This is a genomic window from Streptomyces sp. A0642 (genome assembly GCF_004795105.1).
In the GTDB taxonomy this organism is placed as follows: Bacteria; Actinomycetota; Actinomycetes; order Streptomycetales; family Streptomycetaceae; genus Streptomyces.
Window position 1 is genome coordinate 181,681 of record NZ_SSBL01000011.1, and the last position, 25,257, is coordinate 206,937.

Consider the following 25,257-nt stretch of genomic DNA (forward strand, 5'->3'; position numbering starts at 1 on the left):
CCAAACGCCCCGGGGCGGGATTCGTCGCGTACAGGCCATGTGCGGCCCGCGCACGGCCCGGTTGCGGGAGCGGCTGTCACCCCGTGGTCGTACGCTGGAACCCCGGCCCGTGGCACGTGTCGGGCCCTTCGTGTTGCCCCTGGCAGCAGCCGGCTGTCAGACCTCCCCCTCGTTACCCGGACGGAAGCCCTTCTATGAGCCTGCACGGTCTGCTGGATGTCGTCGTACGTGATCCGGCGCTCGACGAAGCGGTGAAGGCCGCCGGAGACGGCCACCGGATGCACATCGACCTGGTCGGCCCGCCCGCCGCGCGCCCCTTCGCCGTGGCGGCGCTCGCCCGGGACGCCGAGCGGACCGTGCTGGCCGTCACCGCGACCGGGCGCGAGGCCGAGGAGCTGGCGGCCGCGCTGCGCACCCTGCTGCCGCCGGACACGATCGCGGAGTACCCGTCGTGGGAGACCCTGCCGCACGAACGCCTCTCCCCGCGCTCCGACACCGTGGGCCGCCGGCTCGCCGTGCTGCGGCGCCTCGCGCATCCGAGGCAGGACGACCCCGAGACCGGGCCGGTCTCCGTCGTGGTCGCACCGATCCGCTCCGTGCTCCAGCCGCAGGTCAAGGGGCTCGGCGACCTGGAGCCCGTGGCGCTGCGGATCGGGCAGAGCGCGGATCTCGGCAAGACCGTGGAGGCGCTCGCCGCAGCCGCGTACGCCCGGGTCGAACTGGTCGAGAAGCGTGGCGAGTTCGCTGTGCGCGGCGGCATCCTGGATGTCTTCCCGCCGACCGAGGAACACCCCCTTCGGGTGGAGTTCTGGGGCGACGACGTCGAGGAGATCCGCTACTTCAAGATCGCCGACCAGCGGTCGCTGGAGATCGCCGAGCACGGTCTGTGGGCGCCGCCCTGCCGCGAGCTGCTGCTCACCGACGAGGTCCGCGAGCGGGCCGCCGCGCTCGCCGAGGCCCACCCCGAGCTGGGCGAACTCCTCGACAAGATCGCCGAGGGCATCGCGGTCGAGGGCATGGAGTCCCTCGCCCCCGTCCTCGTCGACGACATGGAACTCCTGATCGACGTGCTGCCCCCGGGCTCCATGGCCGTCGTGTGCGACCCCGAGCGGGTCCGTACGCGGGCCGCGGACCTGGTCGCCACCAGCCAGGAGTTCCTGGAGGCGTCCTGGGCGGCCACCGCGGGCGGCGGCGAGGCCCCCATCGACGTCGGCGCGGCCTCGCTGCGCGGCATCGCGGACGTCCGCGACCGCGCCCGCGAACTGAACATGATGTGGTGGTCCGTCTCTCCGTTCGCCGCGGACGACGAGCTGGACGTGGACACCCTCAAGCTCCGGATGCACGCCCCGGAGGCGTACCGCGGCGACACCGCGCGGGCGCTCGCCGACACCAAGGGCTGGCTGGCCGACGGCTGGCGCACGGTGTACGTCACGGAGGGCCAGGGGCTCGCCTCCCGTACCGTCGAGGTGCTCGGCGGCGAGGGCATCGCGGCCCGCCTGGACGCGGACCTCGCCGAGATCAGCCCGTCCCTCGTCCACGTCTCCTGCGGCGCCATCGAACACGGCTTCGTCGACCCCGAGCTCAAGATCGCCGTGCTCACCGAGACGGACCTCACCGGGCAGCGCACCGCCACCAAGGACCTCGGCCGGATGCCGGCCCGCCGCAGGAAGACCATCGACCCGCTGACGCTGGAGACGGGCGACTACATCGTCCACGAGCAGCACGGCGTGGGCCGCTACATCGAGATGGTGCAGCGCACGGTGCAGGGCGCCACCCGCGAGTACCTCCTCGTCGAGTACGCCCCCGCCAAGCGCGGCCAGCCCGGCGACCGGCTCTACATCCCGACCGACCAGCTGGAGCAGGTCACGAAGTACGTCGGCGGCGAGGCCCCGACCCTGCACCGGCTCGGCGGCGCCGACTGGACGAAGACGAAGGCGCGCGCCAAGAAGGCCGTCAAGGAGATCGCCGCCGACCTGATCAAGCTCTACTCGGCCCGCATGGCGGCCCCCGGCCACGTCTTCGGCCCGGACACCCCCTGGCAGCGCGAGCTGGAGGACGCCTTCCCGTACGCGGAGACGCCCGACCAGCTGACCACCATCGCCGAGGTCAAGGAGGACATGGAGAAGTCCGTCCCCATGGACCGGCTGATCTGCGGCGACGTCGGCTACGGCAAGACGGAGATCGCGGTACGGGCGGCCTTCAAGGCGGTCCAGGACGGCAAGCAGGTCGCCGTCCTCGTCCCCACGACCCTCCTGGTCCAGCAGCACTTCGGTACGTTCACCGAGCGGTACGCCCAGTTCCCCGTCACCGTAAGGGCGCTGAGCCGCTTCCAGTCGGAGTCCGAGTCGAAGGCGACCCTCGAAGGGCTCCGTGAGGGCTCCGTCGACCTGGTCATCGGCACCCACCGCCTCTTCTCCTCCGAGACGAAGTTCAAGGACCTGGGCCTGGTCATCGTCGACGAGGAGCAGCGCTTCGGCGTCGAGCACAAGGAGCAGCTGAAGAAGCTCCGCGCCAACGTGGACGTCCTCACCATGTCCGCGACGCCCATTCCCCGTACGCTCGAAATGGCGGTCACCGGCATCCGCGAGATGTCGACGATCACCACCCCGCCCGAGGAGCGCCACCCGGTCCTCACGTTCGTCGGCCCGTACGAGGAGAAGCAGATCGGCGCGGCCATCCGCCGCGAACTGCTCCGCGAGGGCCAGGCGTTCTACATCCACAACCGTGTGGAGTCGATCGACCGCGCCGCCGCCCGCCTGCGCGAGATCGTGCCCGAGGCGCGGATCGCCACGGCCCACGGCCAGATGTCCGAACAGGCCCTGGAACAGGTGGTGGTGGACTTCTGGGAGAAGAAGTTCGACGTGCTGGTCTCCACGACGATCGTCGAGTCCGGCATCGACATCTCCAACGCCAACACCCTGATCGTGGAGCGCGGCGACAACTTCGGCCTCTCCCAGCTCCACCAGCTCCGCGGCCGCGTCGGCCGCGGACGCGACCGCGGCTACGCCTACTTCCTGTACCCGCCGGAGAAGCCGCTGACCGAGACGGCCCACGAACGCCTCGCCACGATCGCCCAGCACACGGAGATGGGCGCGGGCATGTACGTGGCGTTGAAGGACCTCGAGATCCGCGGCGCGGGCAACCTCCTGGGCGGCGAACAGTCCGGCCACATCGCGGGCGTCGGCTTCGACCTGTACGTCCGCATGGTCGGCGAGGCCGTCGCGGACTACCGGGCCTCCCTCGAAGGCGGCGTGGAGGAGGAGCCGCCGCTGGAGGTCAAGATCGAGCTCCCGGTCGACGCGCACGTCCCGCACGACTACGCCCCCGGCGAGCGCCTGCGCCTCCAGGCGTACCGCTCGATCGCCTCGGCCTCCTCGGAGGACGACATCAGGGCGGTGCGCGAGGAACTCACCGACCGCTACGGCAAGCTCCCGGAACCGGTCGAGAACCTCCTCCTGGTCGCGGGTCTGCGCATGCTGGCCCGCGCCTGCGGGGTCGGCGACATCGTGCTCCAGGGCCCGAACATCCGCTTCGCGCCGGTGGACCTGCGCGAGTCGCAGGAACTGCGCCTGAAGCGCCTGCACCCGAAGACGATCATCAAGCCGGCCCTGCACCAGATCCTGGTCCCGCGCCCCACCGCGGGCAGGATCGGCGGCAAGCCGGTCGTGGGCCGCGAACTGCTGGCGTGGACCGGGGAGTTCCTCACGACGATCCTGGGGTCGTAGCAAGCGGTGCGCGTTCCGGCCCCGCCCGGCATCGGGCGGGGCCGGTGCCGTTCGCGGGACGTGCGGGGCAGCCGTCAGCCTCCGGAGGGCCTCTTGAAGGCCAGCCACACCGTCTTTCCGACGACGTGGTGGTCGATGCCGAACTCTGCCGCCAGCTCACCGACGAGGAACAACCCGCGGCCGGAGCAACTGTCTTCGTGCGGATGCTGAACGACCGGCCGGCCGCCGCCGCTGTCCCGCACTTCCAGGCGTACGACGTCGTCATCGCCGCCGGTGTGCAGTAGGACGGCGAATTCTCTCCCCGGCGGGACACCGTGAAGCAGGGCATTGGTCGCCAGCTCCGAGACGCAGAGCTTTATGTCTTCGATGAGTGGCGTGAGCTGCCACTCCGTGAGGACGCTGCCGACGAAATCGCGTGAGGCGCCGACGGAACTGCGCCGTCGGGGGAAACGCCGTTGCTGCGACTGGGGCACGGTGGTACACCGCCTTGCTCGTGGGCCGTAACGCGCTCACCGTACTGCTATTCGCGAATAGCGGCGAGGTAGTCTTTGGGGAGTCGAATGGGTTCGCCTACCGTGTTCAGCGGTAGGACCTCTCGATGTCGGTGGTGAAGGAGCAGGCATGGGTGAAGGTGAGCGGGCCGGAATGTCCGCCCGGTACCTGACGCCGCCCGTCCCGGGTGCGGGCGATGCCTGGGGGGCCGAGGCGGCGGCCGAGGGACGGCGCGGCACGCAGCTGATCGTGTGCGCAGGAGAGGTGGCGGCCCCGGACCGGGTGGCCGACCTGCTGGGCATGGAGCGCGGCGGCCGCGTCGTCGAGCGGCGCAGGATCATGTATCTCGACGACATTCCGTGCGAACTGACCGACACCTACTACCCCTTGGCGATCGCCGCAGGTACGGAACTGAGCGGGACGGCCAAGATTCGTGGCGGAGCCGTCCGGCTGCTCGCCGATCTCGGGCATGTGGGTGTCCGTGCCGAGGAGCAGGTCGTGGCCCGTATGCCGTCCGGGACCGAACAGGCGGCCTTGGCCCTGGATGCCTGTGTGCCGGTCCTGGAGTTGACGCGTCGCACACTGAACGCGGACGATCGGCCGATTCAGGCCGACGTCATGGTGATGTCACCGCGTGGGCAGAAGCTGCGGTACGAGATCGGGATCGGATGACCTTGCTCGGGGCGGAGGACGAAGGCGAGGACCGGCGCTCGCTTCATGAGCGGATCGCGGCCGATCTGCGGGACGAGATCATGTCCGGCGATCTGGGTCCAGGGGCCAGTCTCCCGTCCACGGCCCAGCTCAAGGACCGGTTCGCAGCCTCGAACGCAACCGTTCAGAAGGCCCTGCACCTGCTCAAGGACGAACGGTTGGTGATCGGCCGGCCCGGCGCGTCGGTGACTGTACGGGAGCACCGGCAGCGCACCATGCGCCCTGCTGCGTACATGGCGCCGGCAGCTTCCGGGGAGCCCTATCGCTGGCTGTCCGAGGTCTCCGGCTCCGGTGCCCGCGCCCGGAGCGCCCTGCTGGATGTGGCGGAGGAGGTACCGCCGGCGGACGTGGCTGCCGCCCTGAGACTTCAGCCGGGCGGTCTCGCACTGCTCCGGCGCCAACTCCTGTCCATCGATGACGAGCCCGCGGAACTCGTGGCCTCGTACTACCCGCTGGAGATCGCCCGCGGAACCGCTCTGGCCGGGCGTCGCAGGATCCCCGGTGGCACGCCCACTCTGCTCGCTGAGCTGGGGTATCCGCCGGGGCGCAGCGTGGACAGGGTGTCGGCGCGCGTGGCCACCCAGGAGCAGTACCGATCGCTGCGACTCCCCGGTGACCTCCCCGTGCTGCGCACCCTGCGTCTCGTCCTCAGTGATCGTGACCTGCCCATCGAGGCGACGGTGATGGTCAAGGCGGGGCATCTGTACGAGCTGGAGTACACGTTCGTTCCCGGCTGACCGGGGTTGGCGGATCCGGCCTTCCGGAGGTCGAGCGGGGCCCGCCGGGGGCCCGAATGCGCCCGCTTCCTGGATGCGACCCGTCTGAGGGGCTGGGTCTCGGGCACGGGCGGGCGGATGCCGGGCTGCGATGTCGTGAGAGTTGACTCTCACAATGTATGAGAGGACTCTCTCATGTCATGAGCTCCAGCAATCGCATGGGCGACATCGAGATCACGGACCCGCAGGCGATGCGCGCCTTGGCGCATCCGGTGCGACTGGCGATCCTCGACCGCCTGAACAGGAACGGCCCGGCGACCGCGACCGAACTCGCACCGGAGGTGGGAGCCACCCCCTCGGTGACCAGCTGGCACCTGCGCCATCTGGCGACCTTCGGGCTGGTCCGCGACAGCGAGCCCGGCCCGGACCGCCGGCAGCGGCGGTGGGAGGCGGTGGCGCGCGGCTTCCGGTTCGCGGCGTCGCAGGACCCGGCGGACGAGGAGGGCCGGTCGGCGGCGCGTGAGCTCTCCCGCCAGATGTTCCTGCGCTATGCGGACGTCCCGGCCCGCTGGGCCGCCGAGGTGGAGCCCGGACTTGATCCGGAATGGAGCGCTCCGGCCGGGCTCGCGTACACCCGTGTCACCGTCTCCGCCGACGAACTCGCTTCCATCCAGGACGAGATGGAACGCGTGCTCGCCCCCTACGCCAACCGGGACGCGGCCGACCGGCCCGAGGGCAGCCGGGGAGTCCGTCTGATGCGGTACGTCCTGCCGGAGGGTGCCGGCGAACAGGATGCGGGCCGGACGGGGCAGCCGTCGTGAACGGTGTCCCGGACGGGCCGCCCGCGATATCGCTGTGGCGGGACCGGCGGTTCGCCCGGTTCTGGGCCGGTCAATCGGTCTCGCAGGTCGGCGACCGCATCACCGAACTGGCCCTGCCCCTGATGGCCGTCGGCGCGCTGAACGCCTCGGCCAACCAGGTGGCATGGCTGACCGCACTCGTCTGGACCCCCAACCTGCTCGCGATTTTCCTGGGGGCCTGGGTCGATCAACAGACCCGCAAACGCCGTCTCATGATCCTCGCCGACCTCGTGCGCGCGGCGGCCCTGCTGAGCCTTCCGGCGGCCTGCGTTCTCGGGGCGGTGACGCTGACGCAGCTGTACGCCACGGCGATCCTGACAGGTGCGGCCGGGGTGCTGTTCAACACCGCCTACCCGCCGTTCTTCGTACGCCTCGTTCCGCGCGCTTCTTACGTCGACGCGAACAGCAAGCTCAGCGCGAGCCGTTCGGTCTCCCAGGTGGCGGGCCCCGCGATCGGGGGAGCGTTGGTCCAGGCGCTCACCGCGCCCGTGGCGATCGTGGTGGACGCCGTGACATTCCTGGTCTCGGCGGTCCTGATCGGCCGGATCGCGGTGGACGAACCGCCGGCGGCCGGTACGGCCGACGGGCCCTCGCTGTTGCGGCGCGCCAGGGAGGGCCTTGCGTTCGTCGTGCGGAACCCGGTGCTGCGGGCCACGCTCGGCTGTGCGGCCACCGTCAACTTCTTCACCTTCGTGGGGGGCGGCGGACTCCTCGTGCTCTTCGCCAGCCGGAGCCTGGGGCTGTCCGCCGGAATGATCGGCGCCGCGCTGGGCGTCGGCGCGACCGGCGCCCTGCTCGGTGCGGTGTTCGCACCGGTGATCTCGCGGCGGCTGGGTGTGGGGCGCAGCATCGTCGTGGGCGCCGTGCTCTTCCCCGCGCCGATCGCCATCGCCGCCGCGGCGGACGGCCCGCCCTGGCTCGGCGCCGGGGCGCTGGCGGCGTCCGAGTTCCTCTCCGGCTTCGGGGTCATGCTGTTCGACGTCAACCTCAACTCACTCCAGGTCTCCGTGATCCCGGACCGGCTGCGCAGCCGGGTCGCCGGCGCGTACGGGACGATCAACTACGGCGTCCGGCCCGTCGGCGCCGTGGTCGGCGGCGCACTCGCCACGCTCGTCGGGCTGAGGCCGACGCTCCTCGTGGCCGCAGTCGGAGGAGCTCTTTCGGTGGTGTGGCTCCTGTCCTCCCCGGTGCCCCGCATGCGCTCCCTGGGTCCGGCCCCGGCCGGGGACGCGGACGAGGGCATCCGGCCCGTTCGCGGCTGACCGGCCGGTGGCCCGGGCCGGCGGCCATGAGGCGGCGGCCCACCGGCGTCGCCCGGGTCCGTACGGTCCGCCCGGGCGACGGGATCAGAACCGCCCTTCAGCTGGACCCGTCCGGTGCGAAGACCGGTGTGGCGAGTGCCCGGAACACCTCCTCCGGGTCCCGGTCGCCGACCGGTCCGGCCAGGTTTCCGGTGAGCAGCAGCGTGGCGAAGCCGTGGGCCAGGGACCAGGCGGCCACGCCGGTGAGGCGGGCGTCGTCCCCGCCGCCGGAGGGGAGGCCGTCGACGCCCGCCCGCAGTTCCACCGACGCCCGCTCCTTCGCCGCGAGCAGGTCCGCGTCGTCCGTGCGGTAGAGGGCCGGCTGGAACATCACCTGGAAGTGCGCCGGGTGTTCGGCCGCGAAGCGTACGTACCGCACGCCGCGTTCCCTCAGGTCGGGCGCGCCGGCCAGGGCGTCGGCGAAGAGGGCGTAGCCCTCGGTGGCGATGGCGGTGAGCAGGCCGGTGCGGTCCTTGAAGTGGTGGGCGGGTGCGGCGTGGGAGACGCCGGCCCGGCGGGCCAGGTCGCGCAGGCTCAGCGCGGCGGGACCCTCGGTGCGGATGACGTCCAGGGCGGCGGTGAGGACGGCCCGCCGCAGGTCGCCGTGGTGGTAGGTGCGGTCGCTGCTCATGGACAGCAGCGTACGCAGAATCTAGTCATTGACAAGTTCGCGTGGTCGGGTGCAGTCTGGCTGTCACACGGATCTAGTCGCTGACTAGATAGAAGCGGTGACGGAAGGCGGAGACATGTCCGACGAGTTGGGCCGCGTACGGCAGATGTGGCACCTGCTGGAGCCCCTGCACGCTGTTCTCTATTACGCGCCGGAGGCCTTCGAGGAGGCGGCGGCGCTCGGGTACGCCGTCGACGAGCGCTGGCCGAGCTACTTCGCCTGGCGGGCGGCGCCGCTCGGGGAGGCGGGGGCCGGTCAGGTGGGGGAGACCTTCTACAGCTTCAGCCCGCGCATGGTGGACGCGTACGTCCCCGCCGTCTGGTCCACCGCCTCGCCGGAGGCCGTGCTCGCCGCCCGGGGCCGGGCCGTCGACCGCACGTACCGGACGCTGCTGGGGGAGGCGGTCACCGCTCCGGACACGGCCGAGGCCGCCGCGCTCCTGCGCCGCGTCGCGGAGGCCGCCGACACGACGGGCCGCCCGCTCGCCGCCGCCAACGCCGCGCTGCCCCGGCCCGAGGCGTCGCACCTCGCGCTCTGGCACGCGGCCACCGTCCTGCGCGAGCACCGCGGCGACGGCCACCTCGCGGCACTCGCCGACGCGGAGCTCGACCCGGTCGAGGCGCTGGTCTCGTTCGCCGGCATCGGCGCGGCGCGGCCGGAGGTCTTCGCGAGCCGGGGGTGGAGCGACGAGGAGTGGGCTCAGGCGCGCGAACGCCTGGCCAAGCGGGGCCTGTTGGCGGACGACGGCACGGCGACCGAGGCGGGCCGGGTGCTGCGCGCCGAGGTCGAGCGGCGCACGGACGAGGAGGCGGCCGCCCCGTGGCGGGTGCTCACCGATGAGGAACGGGAGCGGCTCGTCGAGCTCCTGGGCCCCCTGTGGGTGGCGGCGATCGGCTCCGGGCTGCTGCCGTCGGAGACGACGCTGGGCATCGGCAAGGTGTGATTCGGACCGCATCCGAAGGGGAGGAGTGCCATGAACGCGTCCACGCGGGGAAGACGTCCGTAGGATTCCCGGGTTGGTTCGGCTTTCTCCCCGTCAGGACGGCTTCGAGTGATATCTCCCCGCGATTGTCGAGTGGTCGTGCCCGCCCTGGGTGTGGCGGTGGTCCTGGCCCTGACCGGTTGCGACCCCGAACAGGTGGCCTCCGGTGACGGCGGGCCGAGCGGCAGCCCCAACGGCGGCCAGTCCGCCACCGGCTTCGGCGCCAGCCCCCTGGACAACCCGGACGGTACGAAGCCGGGCCTCGCCCCTCTCACCTCCGACGCGGACCGCGCGGCGGCCCGGAAGGTCATCGAGAAGGTGGCGACCAAGGGACGCGGCCCCAAGACCGGCTACGACCGGGACGAGTTCGGGTCCGCCTGGAAGGACTCGGTCAACGGCGTCCCGCTCGCGCGGAACGGCTGCGACACGCGGAACGACCTCCTGCACCGCGATGGCCGCAAGGTCAGGTTCCGGGACGGTTCGGACTGCGTGGTCGTCGCCATGACGCTCATGGACCCGTACACCGGCTCGGCCATCGAGTGGCGCAAACGGCAGGCAGCCAAGGTCCAGATCGACCACGTCATGCCGTTGTCGTACGACTGGCAGATGGGCGCCGCCCGCTGGAGCGACGCCAAGAGGCAGCAGATCGCGAACGACCCGCTGAACCTCCTCCCGGTCGACGGCCCGGCCAACAACGCCAAGCGCGACTCGGGCCCCGCGTCGTGGCTGCCGCCGTACAAGCCCGTGCGCTGCTCGTACGCGCTGCGGTTCGCCCAGGTGTCGCTGAAGTACCGACTGCCCGTGACCACCGCGGACAAGAAGGTCATGCTGGGGCTGTGCGGCGGGTGAGGTGGTGCGCCGGGCGTTCCGGGTAGGTTCGGGTCATGGCCGACGACTGGCGGACGGACCGGATCGGAAGCGCTCTGCGGGGTGAGAACCCCGCTGTGCTCCGGCGCTTGGACGCGGGATTCGCCGTGATCGGTGATGTCCAGTTCCTGCCGGGCTACTCGGTGCTCCTGACGGACGATCCGTCGGCGGAGAGGCTGTCGGACCTTTCCAGGGCACGCCGGCTGTCCTTCCTGTCGGACATGGACCGGCTCGGAGAAGCGGTCGAGCGTGCGTGCCGACGTCTGGGCCCCGGCTTTCGCCGGGTCAACCTGGAGATTCTCGGCAACACCGACGCGTTCCTGCACGCGCACGTATGGCCGCGCTTCGACTGGGAGCCGCCGGGCCTGGCGGGCGGGCCGGTCTGGCTCTACAGCCGCGACCGATGGGCGGATCAGCGGTACGCCCTCGGCCCCCGGCACGACGTGCTGCGCGAGGCGATCGGGGACGAGTTGGACCGCCTGCGTTCGGCGGGCTGACGGCAGGGCATCGCCGCCCCCGCCTCCGGCCCGCGCGCCATGCCGGCCCGGCGCGGGGGAGTCACGCCTGCCCAGCGCGCGGCGTCAGCCGGCTCGTCCCGCCTGACCGGGGCGCGGCCGCCCCCGGGCCGGATGCCCGCTGTGCCGGACCCTCCAAGGAGCGGTGTACTCTACGGCGTCCGAATTCATCGGGCGTCTGTGCGAACGGTCCGAGCCGCTCCATGCCGGGCCGCCCGCGTCGCTCCCCCTAAGGAACAAAGCGTGAAGCCTGCTGTGCCCCACGCCGTCGAGGCAGGCCTGCGTTCGCCGCTCGCGGCGGTGATGACCGTGACGCCCCGCGTCCTGCTGGCCGCGGTGCCGCTGGTCACGCTGGGCATGCTGTCCTTCGTCCCCTCTCTCGCCATCGCCGCGCGGCGGCGGCGGGCCGTCGACTGGGCGGCGTTCGCCGGCTTCGCGGCCGCCAACGCCGCCTGGGTGATCTGGGCGGCACTGACCCCGGAGGAGACGCGGGGGGCGGAGTTCGCGGCCGATCTGCTGCTGGTCCTGGTCACCACCCTGGGGGCCGCGGCGCACGCCCTGTTCGCCTGGGCTCCCCGGCGGACGCGCCGTGCCGACGCGGACGGAACGGCATGAGGACCCGGCGGACCTGGCGGGGCAGGACACCCGCCCCGCGACGCCGAGTTCCTCGTGTCCGACTGCTCCTCGAGCGCACGGCGGCGCTGTTGCGCGGGCGCCGTGGAGCGTGGGCGGGCGGCGGAGCGCTGCTGGTCGTCTGTGCCCTCGTCGCCGTGTGGGTGTTCGGCGGCGACGATGAAGCGGCGGGCCCACCCGATGCCAGGGCGCGCCAGTACCAGGACGTCGACGCATGCCTGCTCACCGGCGAGGACGGCATCAAGACGGGCACCCCGGCTGCTGCTGTCTGGGAGGGGATGGAGGCGGCCTCCGGCGACACGCGGGCGCGGGTCACTCATGTACCGGTCATGGGTGAGCAGACGGCGGCGAACGCGCTGCCGCACCTGAACGGGCTGATCCAGCGGGGCTGCGAGGTCGTGCTGGCCGCCGGTGAGGCCCAGACGGAGACGGTGCGCAAGGCGGCGGCCGGCCATCCTCGCGTGCGGTTCGTGGTGGTCGGATCCGGGCGGGGCCGGGGCGGCGCGGAAGCCGGCAACCTCACGGTGGCCGCACCCGGGGACGGGGTGCCCGGCGAGGTCGCGAACGCCGTCCGACGAGCAGTCAAGGCCGCTCAGTAGCAGGCGAAGTGGGCGTCCGGACGCGATGAGATAAACATCGCATAAGATCAGCCGGGAATGAGTAGAACTCGTGTCGGTGTATAGGGCAATCTCGCGAGGCCATATGTAGGCCTTGTGAAGAGAAAGCAGCCCCGATGCGTGCTCGATGGCGAAGTCCATCATCGTTGTTCCCCCCAGGCGCCGTCGGGCGACGCAGGGCCAGAGGCACGGCAGTCGCCGTACTCGTCTCGCTCTCGTGCATGCTCACCACCGAGACGGCCTCCGCCACGGGGGAGACCCTTCCGGCGCTCTCGATGCCGGAGATGTCCTTCTCGGGGCTGTGGAAGTGGCTGGATGAGTCGCCTCTGCACACCCCCGACCAGGAGAGCGGCACCGCGCGCGGCAAGAGCCACACCGCCACCGCGGACCAGACCAGCAGCAAAGTCGCGGTCGGCCACAAGGCGGGCAAGGGCAAGGGCGAACTCGACGCCTACACCCGGGCCGACGACCGCCCCGGCAAGGCGGTCACCGACCCCGCCGCCGGCAACGCCAAGAGCTTCGACGCGAAGACCAGCAAGCGCAACGCGAAGAAGTCGACGGCGACCTCCGACTACTTCGTCAACGCCGACGGATCGACCACCGTCCGGCACTACGCCGGCCGGTCCAACTTCAAGGGCGCCGACGGCACCTGGAAGCCGATCGACACCGACCTGACCGAGGACAAGGACGGCCGGCTCCAGCAGGCCGCCAACTCCCTCGACGTCGAATTCGCTCCGGACGCGGGCGACCAGCAGCTCGCCTCCGTCGACTTCGGCGCGGGCCGCAGCCTCGCCTACTCGCTCCGCGGGGCGAAGAAGGCCGTCGTCACCGTCGACGCCGAGAACACGGCGACGTACGCCGATGTCCTGCCGGAGACCGATCTGCTGCTCTCGCCGCTCGCCGAGGGCTTCAAGGAGCGGCTGGTCCTGCGCTCGAAGGAGGCCCCCGCCTCCTGGCTGTTCCCCCTCGATGTCCGGGGTCTCACCCCGCGCATCGCGGACAACGGCGACGTGGAGTTCACCGACGGGGACGGGGAGGTGACCGCCACCATTCCCCACGCCTTCATGGAGGACTCCAGGATCGACCCCCGCTCCGGCGACGCCTCGATGTCCCGGGCCGTGACCTACGCGCTGACCACCACCGCCGACGGCAAGCCCGCCCTGCGGCTGACCGCCGACCGCGACTGGCTGGACGACCCCGCCCGGGTCTATCCCGTCACCGTGGACCCGACGGTCACCGCCGGCAATTCGACGTACGCGCAGAACACCATCGGCGGCGACCACTCCACCGAGAACCAGATCAAGGTCGGCAGCTACGACTCCGGCACCAACAAGGCGAACTCCTTCCTCCAGTTCTCCTCGCTGGGCACCACGCTCAAGGGCCAACGGGTCACCGCCGCCACCCTGAACGTGTACGCGATCTGGTCCGCGACCTGCACCGCCGAACCGTTCTCCGTGAACCCCGTGACCCAGTCCTGGACCCCGGCCGGCGTCACGTCGTATCCCGGCCCGGCCTACGGCACCGCGATCGGCAGCGCCACCGTGGCCCCCGGCGCCTCCTGCACCAACAACGCGGGCGGCACCAACAGCCTGAGCGTCGGCACGAAGATGCCGGTCCCGCTCTCCACCGGCTGGTTCGACGGCGTCGCCACCGGCAGCGCCAACTACGGCCTGGCCCTGACCGCGCCGACGAACGACGGGCTGCACTGGAAGAAGTTCCACTCCGACAACAGCACCACGGCGGCCTTCCGGCCCGCGCTGGACCTGACCTACACGCCCAACAAGGCGCCGCAGATCAACGCCCAGTACCCGCCGGAGAACCACCAGTCGAACACCCTCCAGCCGGAACTGCTGGTCTACGCGAGCGACGCCGACAAGTGGCCGATGACCGCGCTGACCTACGCCTTCGAGGTGTACGACGCGGACAGCGACAGCACCACGCCCGTCGCCACCTCCGGGGTCATCACCAAGAGCAGCTGGAAGATACCCGCCGGCAAGCTCAAGTGGAGCAAGAACTACGCCTGGTACGTCAGCGTCACCGACGGATACGACTCGGTGATGTACTCGGCGAGCCGGTTCGCCACGGCGGTGCCGCAGCCGCCGGTCACCTCGGGCCTCTCCCAGAACACCGACGGCCACGAGTTCGACCCGAGCGACGCGAACTACACCACCGAGGACACCGACGCCGAGGTCGAGGTCGTCGGCCCGTCCCTGTCCGTGGAGCGCTCCTACAACAGCCGTGACCCGCGCACCGACGGCGCCTTCGGCGCCGGCTGGGCGACGGTCACCGACATGACGGCCGTGGAGGTGAAGGACGGCGCCGGTGCCCTCACCAGCGTCGTGATCACCTACCCCGGCGGTGAGCAGGTCGCGTTCGGCCGCAACGCCGACGGCTCGTTCGTGCCGCCGATGGGACGGTACGCACGGCTGGCGGCGGCCGCGTCGGGCGGCGGATACACGTTGACCGACAAGGACTTCACCGCCTACGGCTTCCAGCAGGCGGTGACCGGCCGGACCGGCGCGTTCGCGATCTCGTCCATCAAGGACTACGCGAACCGGGCCGAGACCTTCACCTACACGAGCGGCAAGCTCAGCAAGGTCACCAACACCACGTCCAACCGGTCCCTGTCCTTCACCTGGCAGACGCCCACCGGGGCCACCGCCCCCCACGTGTCGACCGTGACCACGGACCCGGCCAAGGCAGGGGACGCGAGCACCGCCCAGGTCTGGAACTACGGCTACACCGGTGACCAGCTCACCAAGGTCTGCCCGCCCGCCGACCCCGCCAAGTGCACGGTCTACGGCTACGCCACGGGCAACCACTACCGCACCACCGTCCTGGACGCGGACCCGTTCGCGTACTGGAGGCTGGGGGAGACGAGCGGTACGGTCGCGAGCGACACGGTCGACCTGAACCAGGGCAGGTTCAACGGGCTCTACCGCAACGTGACCCTCGGCGGGGCCGGTCCGCTGACCGGGTCCACGCAGAAGGCCGCCACGTTCAACGGCACCACGTCGTACGTCGAGATCCCGAGCGCCCCGGGCGCCACGCCCTCGTACACGACGGTGTCGCTGTGGTTCAAGACCACGCAGGCGGGCGGTGTCCTCTTCTACTACGGGGACAAGCCGCTCAGTGACGCCGACCCGGTCGCGAACACGCAGAAGAACACCCCGGCGGTGTACGTCGGCACGGACGGCAAGCTCCGCGGCTGCCTCGCCATGTCCCCGGGGTGCATGACCACGATCGCGTCCACGGCCACCGTCACGGACGGCAAGTGGCACAACGTGGCCCTCACCGGAGCGGCGACCACCCAGACGCTCTACCTCGACGGCGCCAAGCAGGGCACCCTCGCCGGCACCATCAACGACTGGGAGCAGCCCTACATCTCCTTCGGCGCCGGGGTGAACACCGACGGCTGGCCGGCCATGAACGCCTCCGACAAGCTGGGGCACTACTCCGGACAGCTCGCCGAGGTCGCCGTCTACACCGAGGCGCTCGACCCGTCGGTCATCACCGCGCAGTACCTCGCGGCCACCCGGTCCGCAGGACTGCTCAACAAGATCACCACGCCCAACGGCAAGACCCAGGCGGCCGTCACCTACGGCACCACGGACGACCTCGTCGTCCAGGCCACCGACGGCGACGGCGGCACGTGGAAGCTCAACCCCGCCACCGTCACCGGCTCGTCCCAGGTCTACCGCTCCGCGGTGATGGGCACGGCGCCGGCCGGCTACTGGCGCCTGGACGACACCCAGGGCGCGGCCCAGGCCGCCAACGAGCTGCACACCGGCTTCGGCACGTACAACAGCGTCACCCAGGGCGTGGCCGGGCCGTTCGGCACCGGTGACGTCACGGCGGCGCAGTTCAACGGCACCAGCTCGTACGCGGAGATCCCGTACGCGTCCTGGCACGGCAAGGGCGACCGCTCCGTCGAGCTGTGGTTCAAGACCGCGAAGCCGGGTGTGCTGGTCGCCGACCAGACCAAGGCCCCCAACGACGCGGCCGGGGCGAGCGGCCCCATCGACCCCGTCCTCTACGTCGGTGCCGACGGCAAGCTCCGCGGCCACTGGTACAGCGCCGCCGGTTCGGCCGCCACGGACTTCGGGTCCAAGGCGGCGGTCAACGACAACGTCTGGCACCACGCGGTCCTCTCCGCGACCGGTGCCGCGCAGACCCTGTACGTCGACGGCGTCAAGCAGGCCGACTTCGCCGGGGCGCCCAACGACCAGACGAACACCCGGACGTTCATCGGCGCGGGCTTCGCCAAGGGCTGGATCAGCGCTCCCGCCGACGTCAGCTACTTCACCGGCTCCATCGCCGAGGTCGCCGTGCACGCGGCCGGGCTCACCGAGGAGCAGGTCGAGCAGCACTGGTCGGCGTACAAGGCCTCCGCGGGCGTCGCCCCGGTGCGGACGGTGAAGCTCACCGACCCCACCGACAAGACGCTGACCTACGTGTACGACGCGGAGATGGGCAACCGTCTGCTGACCGCGATCGACACCAACGGCAAGCGGACCACCTACGGCTACGACACGGCGGGCTTCCTGCGCACCGTGACCGACGCCAACGGCAACCGGTCGATCACCGGCCACGACATCCGCGGCAACACGGTCTCCCAGACCATGTGCCAGGACACGGCCGCGGGCAAGTGCGCCACCGACTACTACACGTACTACCCGGACTCGACCACGGCGTTCCCGCCGATGGACCCGCGCAACGATCTGGTGCTCACCGAGCGCGACGGCCGTTCCTCGGGCCCGACGGACGACACCTACCTCACCAGCTACGCGTACGACACGGCGGGCAACCTCACCTCGGTGACGACGCCCCCGGTGCCGGGCCACCCCGACGGGCGGACCGCCACCACGACGTACACGACCGCCGCCACCGCGGCGGCGGAGGGCGGCACCGCGAAGGCGCCGGCCGGGCTGGTCGCCGAGGTGGTCACACCGGGCGGCCGGAAGACGGCGTACTCCTACTTCGCCAACGGTGACGTCGCCGAGACCACCGACGCCAACGGGGCGAAGGAACGGAGCACGTACGACAACCTCGGACGCCAGGTCACCAGGACCGAGGTGACCGACGCCCAGCCGGACGGCCTCACCACGACCCTGACGTACGACAAGGACGACCAGGTCCTCACCGAGACCGACCCGCCGGTCACCAACCGGGTCACCGGCGCCGTCCACACCGGGCGGACCAGCACCGTCTACGACGCCGATGGCAACGTCTCCTCGCAGACGATCACCGACCTGACCGGGGGTGACGCCCCCCGCGCCACCTCGATCACGTACGACGCCTACAACCGCATGGCGTCGAGGACCGACCCGGGCGGCGACACCACGTCGTTCGAGTACGACGTGTACGGCAACAAGGTCAAGGAGACGGACCCGGCCGGGAACGTCAACACCTACACCTTCGACGGCGAGGGCAGGCCCCTCACCACCAACCTGCTGAACTACACGGGCGACCCGGCGAACCCGTCGCCGGCCACCACCCTCGTGCAGGAGTCCCGGGCTTACGACCCGGCGGGCCGCCTCGCGTCGATCACCGACGCGATGGGCCATGTCACGGCGTACACGTACACCGACGACGGCCTCGCCGCCTCGGTGGTGCGCAAGGACCCGGCCAACGGCCTCTCCTTCACCGAGGAGGCCAACACCTACGACGCGGCCGGCAACCTGATCAAGCAGGTCACCAACGACGGCCAGACCGTCTCCTCGTTCACGGTGGACGCCTCCGACCGCACCACCTCCACGGTGCTGGACCCGGGCGGCCTCGCCCGGACCACGAAGGTGAGCTACGACCCGGACGACAACGTCGTCTCGGAGACCGACCTGGACCCGGCCAACGGCCGGACCAGCACCGAGGACACGCTCTACGACAACCTCGGCAACGTCACCGGATCCACCCTCCACGACGGCACCACCGCCCCGGTGGGCCGCTGGAAGCTGGCCGAGACCAGCGGCACCTCGGCCGCGGACTCGTCGGGCGGGAACAGCACCGCCACCTTCGGCAGCGCGGTCACCCGCTCCACCGAGCGCGGCGGCTCGGCCGTCTTCAACGGCACCGCGAACGCCTACGGCGAGACGAAGGGCGCGGTGGTCAACACCGGCGGCTCCTTCACCGTCTCGACGTGGGTCAAGCTGAACTCCACCGCGGCCAACAGCACCTTCCTCGCGCAGGACGGTGAGACCGCGAGCGGTTTCCAGCTGTACTACTCCACGGCGTACGGCTGGACGTTCAACCGGCACGGTTCGGATATATCGGGCCCCACCATCGCGCGGGCCAGTTCCGGCACCGCAGCGGTGACCACCGGCACGTGGACACACCTGACGGGTGTGTACGACCGGGACGCCGCCCAGATCAGGCTGTACGTCAACGGCGTCCAGTCCGGCACCTCGGCGGCGTTCACCACGCCCTGGGACGCCACCGGCCCGCTGCAGATCGGTCGCAGGCTCGCCAGCGGCACGTACGCGGAGAACGCCAACGGCTCGCTCAACGACATCCAGGTCTACGGCGAGGCGCTGACCGCGTCCCAGGTGGCCGCGGTCAAGGGCGGCACGCTGCCGGCGGCGGGCAGCTCCGTCCGCACCAACCGGTGGAAGCTGGACCAGCGCGGTCTGCCGCTCTCCATGACCGACGAGAACGGAATCACCACCGACTACGGATACGACGAGGCCGGTCAGCAGACCAGCGTCACCGAGCCGGCGGTCAACAGCGAGACCGGCGGTGGCACCCCGGTGTCCGTCCGTCCGGTGTCGATGACCGGCTACAACACGTTCGGCGAGGACACCGAGTCCTCCGACCCGCTCGGCAACGTGGTGACGACGGCGTACGACGCCGAGGGCCAGGAGTCCTCGACGACGATGCCGAACTACACCCCGCCGGGGGCCTCGGCCCCGATCACGGCCGCGACCTGGAACGAGTACAACAAGCTCGGCCAGGTCACCGCCGAGGTCGACCCGCTGGGCAAGCGCACCGAGTACACCTACACCCAGCTCGGCGACCTGGCCTCGGTCAAGGAGCCCGGCGGCGCCACGACGCGGTACACGTACACCGCCAACGGCGACCAGCTGTCGGCCGTACGGCCCGGCGGCGCCCGCCAGGAGACGACCTGGGACTACCTCGGCCGCCCGGTCACGGACACGGACATCGTGCGCCAGCCGACCCAGCGGGCGTACACCTCCATCAACGAGTACAACGCCCCGGGAGGTGAACTCTCCCGGACGGTCAGCCCGACCGGGGTGAGCGAGTCCTACAAGTACAACGTCCTCGGCGAGACGACGGAGGTGACCGACGCCGCGGGCGCCACCAGCCGCTTCACGTACGACATGGACGGCCGGCCGCTCACGTCGGTCGACGCCGACGGCACCAGCACCGCCAACACCTACGACGGCTACGGCCAGCTGACCGCCACGAAGGACCTGGACGCGACGGGCAAGGTGCTGCGCACCAGCAGCTCCACCTACGACCGTGCGGGCAACCCGACGTCGGTGACCGACTACCGGGGCCACACCGTCACGCTCACCAGTGACGCGACGGGCCTGATCACCAAGGCGGTCCAGCCGGTCTCGGAGACCGAGTCGATCACCACCACCTTCGGCTACGACGCGGCGGGCAACCGCACGCGCTTCACCGACGGCCGCGGCAACGCCTTCCTCACCACGTACAACGCGTGGGGCATGGCGGAGAAGGAGATCGAACCGTCCACTCCGGCGCATCCGGACCTCGCGGACCGCACGTTCACGATGATCTACGACGCGGCGGGCCGGCCCCAGGAGCAGCGCTCCCCGGGCGGAGTCGTCGTCGCCAACGAGTACGACGACCGGAGCCGCCTGGTACGCCAGCACGGCACGGGGGCGGAGGCGGAGACCACCGACCACACCTACACCTATGACGACGACGACCAGGTCACCTCGGTGGCGGGCGCGGACGAGGAGAAGAACACCTTCTCCTACGACGACCGCGGCCTGCTCCTGAGCGCCAACGGCCCCTCCGGCAGCTCCTCCTTCGCCTACGACGGCAACGGGGCGATGACCTCGCGCAAGGACGCGTCGGGCACGTCGACCTTCGGGTACGACACGGCGGGCCGGCTGAAGACGGCGGTGGACGGTGCGAGCGGTACGTCGATGACGTACGGCTACGACACCGAGTCCAACGTGACGTCGATCGAGTACGGGCAGGGCAAGGGGCGGCGTGACTTCTCGTACGACTCCCTGGGCCAGCTGACCACGGACAAGCTGACGTCACCGACCGGCAAGTCACTGGCGTCGTTCACGTACGGCTACGACCTCAACGGCAACGAGACGTCGAAGACGACGACGGGTGTCGCCGGGGCGAGCACGAACACGTACACGTACGACTGGGCGAACCGCCTGTCGTCCTGGAACAACGGGAGTACGACCGAGCAGTACGGCTACGACGCGTCCGGCAACCGGACCCGCGTGGGCGGTGACACCTACACGTACGACGCCCGCAACCGCCTCACCTCGGACGGGCAGAGCACGTACACGTACACCGCGCGCGGCACGATGAGCTCGGTCACCGACGAGGGCGGTGTGCAGACCGCGGTGAAGGCCGACGCCTTCAACCGCGTCATCAGCGAGGGCGAGCGCACCTACACGTACGACGGTCTGGACCGGACGCTGAAGGCGAGCGACGGCCAGGGCGGCACGATGTACGACTTCGCCTACAGCGGGGCCGGCAACGACGTGGCGTCCGACGGCGGCACGTCCTACAGCCGCAACGCCGACGGTTCGCTGATGGGCATCAAGTCGGCGATGGGCTCCGTGCTCGCGCTGACGGACATCCACGACGACGTGGTGGGCCAGTTCACCGCGGACGGCGAAGCGCTGACGGGCTCGACCACGTACTCCCCGTTCGGGAAGGTCGAGCAGTCCACGGGCATGGTCGGACACCTCGGCTACCAGTCGGGGTGGACGGACCCGGAGACCGCCAAGGTCAACATGGCGGCGCGCTGGTACTCACCGGAGACCGGCCAGTTCAACAGCCGCGACACGGTGGGCATGAACCCGCTGCCGACGTCGGTGTCCGCGAACCGCTACGCGTACGCGGACCAGAACCCGATGACGGCGACGGACCCGACGGGTCACTGGCCGAGCTTCGTCGACAAGGCCATCAAGAAGGTCAAGAAGAAGGTCAAGAAGGTCGCGAAGTCGGCCTGGAAGAAGACCAAGTCGGCCGTCAAGAAGGTCGCGAAGAAGGTCAAGGCCGCGGCCAAGAAGGTCAAGAAGGCGGTCAAGAAAGCCGTCAAGAGGGCCAAGCGCGTGGTGCGGAAGGCCGTGCACTACGTGGCCGACAGCGTCAAAAAGGTCAAGAGATACGTCAAACGCACCTACAAGCGCGTCAAGAAATACGTCCACAAGGTCGTCAAACACGTCAAAAAAGCGGTCCGCAAGGTCGCCAAGGCCGTCAAGAGCGTGGCGCACAAGGTGGTGAAGGCCGCCAAGAAGGTCGGCAAGGCCGTCAAGAAGGCGGCGAAGGCCACAGCCAACTTCGTGAAGCAGCACGCATCGACCATCGCCTCGGTGGCGACCGGCGTCGTGGTCTTCGCGGGCTGCACGGCGGCGACCGGTGGCGTGGGTGTCATCGGCTGCGGCGCCCTGGCCGGTGCCGCGGCCAACGCGGTCGGCTACGCCATGAGCGACGGGCCCAAGTCCCTGGCGGGCTTCGCGACCGCTGTCGGCGTGGGAGCCCTCACCGGCGCCCTCGGCGGCGCGGCGGGCGGCGCGGCCTCCGGAGCGGTGGGCCGTCTGCTCGCCGGTGTCGGCGGCAAGGCGCTGAACGGCGCGGCGATGGGCGCCGCGGGCGGCGCCGCGGAAGGCGCGGTCGGCTACGGCATCTCCTGCGCGGCCAGCGAGGAAGGATGCAGCGTCTCCGGCGCGGCGAAGGCCTCGGCGGTCGGCGCGGTGACCGGTGGTGTATTCGGTGCGGCGGCAGGCAGATACGGCCGCAAGTCGACGGCGAAGCAGGAGCCGGACGGCCAGCCGTCCTCTCCGGGCTGCCGGACCGGCGTTCCTCACAGCTTCACCGGTCTGACCGGCGTGCTGATGGCGAACGGCACGACCAAGCCGATCTCCGAAGTGAAGGTCGGGGACTACGTCCTGACGGCCGAACCGGGCAAGAAGAAGAAGGAGAAGCACAAGGTCAAGGCGGTCATCGTCACCAAGACGGACCGTGACTACGTCGATGTCGTCGTGGACACGAAGTCCGGCCCGAAGACGATCCAGACCACCAAGCACCACCAGTTCTACGAAGCCACCAAGGACGCCTGGACCCAGGCCGCCGACCTCAAGGCCGGCCAGAAACTCCAGAACGACACCGGTGGGCCCACGGTGGTGATCGACACCACGGCGTACACCGCAAGCCGCACGACGTACGACCTCAGCATTGACGGTCTGCACACGTACTATGCGCTGGCCGGGTCCACGCCGGTCCTCGTGCACAATTGCGCCGAGAAGACCGCAGACGCCGCACCTGCGAAGCGTTCGCGTGGCCAGGACCTGCCGAGGGATGAGAGTGCGACAGGAGATCACACGGTGTTCGAGCGTGACGCCAGTGGAAAGGTGACGCGCTACCAGACGTACAAAGTGAACGAACGGGCCCCGGGTGGTTGGGTGCAAGGTCCCCGCTTCAGGGGAACCGGAGGAATGCACTCCAACATGAGCCCTCCGCTCTGGTACCCCAAGGGCAAGGGCAAGGCGTTCGAGGGATTCGAGGTCCCGGGGGAGATTCCGCCCGGTTACGATCTCGAAATGGCCAAGCAGGCAGGACAGTAGACATGCTGATCAATTACCTTCGTCGGTTCTTTCCGGATGTCGAGACAGATGACCCCGTCTCGTATCTGAGTGAGGCGGGCGACACGGTCAACGCACTCATGTACTCATTCCTGTACTGGCCTCGCCTCGTCGAACTTCATGGCGCGGTTTTCCTCGGCCTGAGCGGGAATGACGAGGAGGAGATCCGGGAGAGGCTGTCCGCCACCACCGGCCGTGCGATCCCTGACAGGGAGGAGCTCTCCTGGGCGGAGGTGGTCGACAGTTTCAACGTGTTCGAGCTGGGCCACCTGTTCAGCGCGGTGCCCGTGCACAGTGAAGATTTCGACTCACTGCACCGCGAACTCGGGTCGGTTCTCGTCAATTCCTGGCACGCGCGACTCGTCTACACATTCCCGGACCGGGAATTCTCTGTCCGGCTCATGGAAGCCGACGAGTCGATGATGGAGATGAGGATCGAGGTGAAGCAAGTGTCACCGGCCCTTGCGACTCCGAGTGGCTGGGACGGTCGTCTCCGCAGGGTTGTGACCGACTGAGGGCAGTCCCGAAGCTCTGAGTAGAAAAGCAGTCCAGAAAGCCCGTCGGCATCAATGCCGACGGGCTTTCTCCGGTTTCAGGCGGGTGCTGGCGAAGCAGGGCAGCATGACATGTCCCCCTTGGTGAGGGTCAGGTCGCCGCGCCGATTGCGGTCGGCACCGCTCACCGCAGCGGACTCACCGGAGATTTTCAGGCCGCCCTGCGAGCAGGGAGCGGCGGCGGGGGTGAATGAGCCTGTCGCGGGTCTTGGTGTGCATCCAAGCCGGGGGCCCGAACGCGCTCAACCCGGGCCTCCGCCAGCTCAATTTACCCAGCCGTCGCCCTCACGCCACACACACCATCCGCCCTCGACACGTTGACCGGCTGATGTACTTTCGTGCTGATCTCGCTGGTGGTGCCCTGCTTCAACGAGGAAGACATCCTCGAACGCTTCCATGAACGCGTGACGGATGAGATGACCCGCCTGGGCCATGCCTTCCAGCTCGTGTACGTGGACGACGGGAGCGCCGACCGTACGCTGCCGATCCTCCAGGAGCTGGCCGCCGCCGACCCCCGGGCCCGCTACGTCTCCTTCAGCCGCAACTTCGGCAAGGAGGCCGCCATGCTGGCCGGCCTCCAGCACGCCGAGGGCGACGCCGTCGTCCTCATGGACGCCGACCTGCAGCACCCGCCGGAGCTCGTCGGCCGCATGCTCCAGGAGCACGCCGAGGGCTACGACCAGGTGATCGCCCGCCGCACCCGCAAGGGCGACCGCGTCACCCGCACCCTCACGGCCCGCGCCTACTACTGGCTGATCAACCGCCTCGTGGACGTGGAGCTGGTCGACGGGGTGGGGGACTTCCGGCTGCTGTCCCGGCGGGCCGCCGACGCCGTACTCGAGCTCACCGAGTACAACCGCTTCTCCAAGGGCCTCTTCGCCTGGGTCGGCTTCCCCACCACCACGTTCAGCTACGAGAACGCCGTCCGCGAGCAGGGCCGCTCCGCCTGGACCTTCGGCAAGCTCCTGAACTACGGCCTCGACGGACTCCTCTCCTTCAACAACAAGCCGCTGCGCGCCGCCCTCTACCTCGGCATGCTCCTGATGTCCCTGGCCTTCGCCTACGCCGCCTGGATCGTCGGCGTCGCCCTGGTCAGGGGCGTCGACACCCCCGGATACGTCACCCTCCTCGTCGTCCTCACCGCCCTCGCCGGCGTCCAGATGGTGATGGTCGGAGTGGTCGGGGAGTACGTCGGCCGGATCTACTACGAGGTGAAACGCCGCCCGCACTTCCTGGTGAAGGCCACCAACACCCAGGCCCGCAGAGCGGCCCCGGAGCCGGAACCCAGGGAATTCGTACGCCGATGACGGTCAAGGCACAGATGGCCCGCTTCGCCCTCGTGGGCGCGGTCAACACCGGCACGTACTACGGCTGCTACCTCGCCCTGCTGCACTGGCTGCCGTACATAGCCGCGCACGTGACGGCCTTCGCCCTCAGCATGACCGGCTCGTTCTTCCTCAACTCGTACTTCACCTACCGCACCCGGCCCACCTGGCGGAAGTTCCTGCTCTTCCCGCTCACGAACGCGGCCAACTTCGTCATCACCACCGGCGGTGTCTACCTGCTGGTCGACCTGGCCGGATTCAGCGACCGCTATGCCCCGCTGGTGGCCGCCGCGGCCGCGATCCCCCTCACCTTCGTCGTCTCACGCACGATCATGCTGCGGCCGGACACCCCACCGAAAGCGGTCGAACGGGTCGGCTGAGCGGCACCACCCGCACCCCACATCCCCAACTCCTCCCGAATCGTTGGTCGAATCAGTGGCCCGGACCAGTTCCACTGCCCGAGAGCATC

General features: G+C 70.1%; 16 protein-coding genes. 14 read left to right on the top strand and 2 right to left on the bottom strand.

Annotation, left to right across the window (positions count from 1 at the left end; translation table 11 throughout):
* Positions 1-194 precede the first annotated feature (194 nt).
* Positions 195-3,725 carry a transcription-repair coupling factor gene (mfd, locus tag E6R60_RS20670; protein WP_136328080.1) on the top strand — a complete coding sequence of 1,177 codons (3,531 nt, stop codon included), beginning with the start codon at positions 195-197 and terminating at the stop codon, positions 3,723-3,725.
* Between the two features lie 74 nt (positions 3,726-3,799).
* On the opposite strand, the gene E6R60_RS20675 is transcribed toward mfd, so the two are convergent.
* On the bottom strand, positions 3,800-4,198 hold the full coding sequence (locus tag E6R60_RS20675) for an ATP-binding protein (RefSeq protein ID WP_136328081.1): 399 nt from the start codon (positions 4,196-4,198) through the stop codon (positions 3,800-3,802).
* Positions 4,199-4,346: 148 nt separating this feature from the next.
* Between E6R60_RS20675 and E6R60_RS20680 the strand changes: the two genes are divergently transcribed.
* From E6R60_RS20680 to E6R60_RS20695, 4 genes are all read left to right on the top strand, one after another.
* Entirely contained in the window at positions 4,347-4,889 is a 543-nt protein-coding gene (locus tag E6R60_RS20680; RefSeq protein WP_136328082.1) for a UTRA domain-containing protein, read from the top strand.
* Complete coding sequence (locus tag E6R60_RS20685) at positions 4,886-5,665, top strand: GntR family transcriptional regulator (RefSeq protein WP_136328083.1); 780 nt, start codon at positions 4,886-4,888, stop codon at positions 5,663-5,665. The genes E6R60_RS20680 and E6R60_RS20685 overlap by 4 nt, the downstream gene beginning before the upstream one ends.
* A gap of 179 nt (positions 5,666-5,844) precedes the next feature.
* Complete coding sequence (locus E6R60_RS20690; protein ID WP_136328084.1) at positions 5,845-6,465, top strand: helix-turn-helix domain-containing protein; 621 nt, start codon at positions 5,845-5,847, stop codon at positions 6,463-6,465.
* Complete coding sequence (locus tag E6R60_RS20695) at positions 6,462-7,766, top strand: MFS transporter (protein WP_136328085.1); 1,305 nt, start codon at positions 6,462-6,464, stop codon at positions 7,764-7,766. The genes E6R60_RS20690 and E6R60_RS20695 overlap by 4 nt, the downstream gene beginning before the upstream one ends.
* Positions 7,767-7,863: 97 nt before the next feature.
* Here the strand turns inward: E6R60_RS20695 and E6R60_RS20700 are convergent, their stop codons facing one another.
* Positions 7,864-8,436 carry a TetR/AcrR family transcriptional regulator gene (locus tag E6R60_RS20700; protein ID WP_136328086.1) on the bottom strand — a complete coding sequence of 191 codons (573 nt, stop codon included), beginning with the start codon at positions 8,434-8,436 and terminating at the stop codon, positions 7,864-7,866.
* A gap of 115 nt (positions 8,437-8,551) precedes the next feature.
* Here E6R60_RS20700 and E6R60_RS20705 point away from each other — a divergent pair, with 115 nt between their 5' ends.
* The 9 genes from E6R60_RS20705 to E6R60_RS20745 all read left to right on the top strand — a co-directional run bounded on the left by E6R60_RS20705 (position 8,552) and on the right by E6R60_RS20745 (position 25,168).
* A complete protein-coding gene (locus E6R60_RS20705) occupies positions 8,552-9,418 on the top strand; it encodes a hypothetical protein (RefSeq protein WP_136328087.1) in 867 nt (288 codons plus the stop codon).
* A gap of 132 nt (positions 9,419-9,550) precedes the next feature.
* On the top strand, positions 9,551-10,306 hold the full coding sequence (locus E6R60_RS20710; protein WP_136328088.1) for an HNH endonuclease family protein: 756 nt from the start codon (positions 9,551-9,553) through the stop codon (positions 10,304-10,306).
* Positions 10,307-10,341: 35 nt separating this feature from the next.
* Positions 10,342-10,821: a diadenosine tetraphosphate hydrolase gene (locus E6R60_RS20715; protein WP_136328089.1), complete on the top strand. Its 480-nt coding sequence runs from the start codon at positions 10,342-10,344 to the stop codon at positions 10,819-10,821.
* A 261-nt stretch (positions 10,822-11,082) separates the two neighbouring features.
* Complete coding sequence (locus E6R60_RS20720; RefSeq protein ID WP_136328090.1) at positions 11,083-11,454, top strand: hypothetical protein; 372 nt, start codon at positions 11,083-11,085, stop codon at positions 11,452-11,454.
* Positions 11,455-11,543: 89 nt separating this feature from the next.
* Positions 11,544-12,071, top strand: coding sequence for a BMP family ABC transporter substrate-binding protein (locus E6R60_RS20725; protein ID WP_240802635.1), 528 nt, complete (start codon positions 11,544-11,546; stop codon positions 12,069-12,071).
* A gap of 239 nt (positions 12,072-12,310) precedes the next feature.
* The gene (locus tag E6R60_RS20730; protein WP_136328092.1) at positions 12,311-22,891 is read left to right on the top strand and encodes a LamG-like jellyroll fold domain-containing protein; all 10,581 of its coding nucleotides are present in this window, start codon (positions 12,311-12,313) and stop codon (positions 22,889-22,891) included.
* A 2-nt stretch (positions 22,892-22,893) separates the two neighbouring features.
* The gene (locus E6R60_RS20735; protein WP_136328093.1) at positions 22,894-23,424 is read left to right on the top strand and encodes a hypothetical protein; all 531 of its coding nucleotides are present in this window, start codon (positions 22,894-22,896) and stop codon (positions 23,422-23,424) included.
* Between the two features lie 377 nt (positions 23,425-23,801).
* Positions 23,802-24,770 (top strand): glycosyltransferase family 2 protein, encoded by a 969-nt coding sequence (locus tag E6R60_RS20740; RefSeq protein WP_136328094.1) that lies wholly within the window; start codon positions 23,802-23,804, stop codon positions 24,768-24,770.
* A complete protein-coding gene (locus tag E6R60_RS20745) occupies positions 24,767-25,168 on the top strand; it encodes a GtrA family protein (RefSeq protein ID WP_136328095.1) in 402 nt (133 codons plus the stop codon). The genes E6R60_RS20740 and E6R60_RS20745 overlap by 4 nt, the downstream gene beginning before the upstream one ends.
* Positions 25,169-25,257: the final 89 nt, after the last annotated feature.

Bases quoted from the DNA above. Each gene is read 5' to 3' on its own strand.
- E6R60_RS20735 (WP_136328093.1), top strand. From the start codon at position 22,894: ATGCTGATCAATTACCTTCGTCGGTTCTTTCCGGATGTCGAGACAGAT.
- E6R60_RS20715 (WP_136328089.1), top strand. From the start codon at position 10,342: ATGGCCGACGACTGGCGGACGGACCGGATCGGAAGCGCTCTGCGGGGT.
- E6R60_RS20705 (WP_136328087.1), top strand. From the start codon at position 8,552: ATGTCCGACGAGTTGGGCCGCGTACGGCAGATGTGGCACCTGCTGGAG.
- E6R60_RS20680 (WP_136328082.1), top strand. From the start codon at position 4,347: ATGGGTGAAGGTGAGCGGGCCGGAATGTCCGCCCGGTACCTGACGCCG.
- E6R60_RS20745 (WP_136328095.1), top strand. From the start codon at position 24,767: ATGACGGTCAAGGCACAGATGGCCCGCTTCGCCCTCGTGGGCGCGGTC.
- E6R60_RS20685 (WP_136328083.1), top strand. From the start codon at position 4,886: ATGACCTTGCTCGGGGCGGAGGACGAAGGCGAGGACCGGCGCTCGCTT.
- E6R60_RS20730 (WP_136328092.1), top strand. From the start codon at position 12,311: ATGCTCACCACCGAGACGGCCTCCGCCACGGGGGAGACCCTTCCGGCG.
- mfd (WP_136328080.1), top strand. From the start codon at position 195: ATGAGCCTGCACGGTCTGCTGGATGTCGTCGTACGTGATCCGGCGCTC.
- E6R60_RS20690 (WP_136328084.1), top strand. From the start codon at position 5,845: ATGAGCTCCAGCAATCGCATGGGCGACATCGAGATCACGGACCCGCAG.
- E6R60_RS20700 (WP_136328086.1), bottom strand. From the start codon at position 8,436: ATGAGCAGCGACCGCACCTACCACCACGGCGACCTGCGGCGGGCCGTC.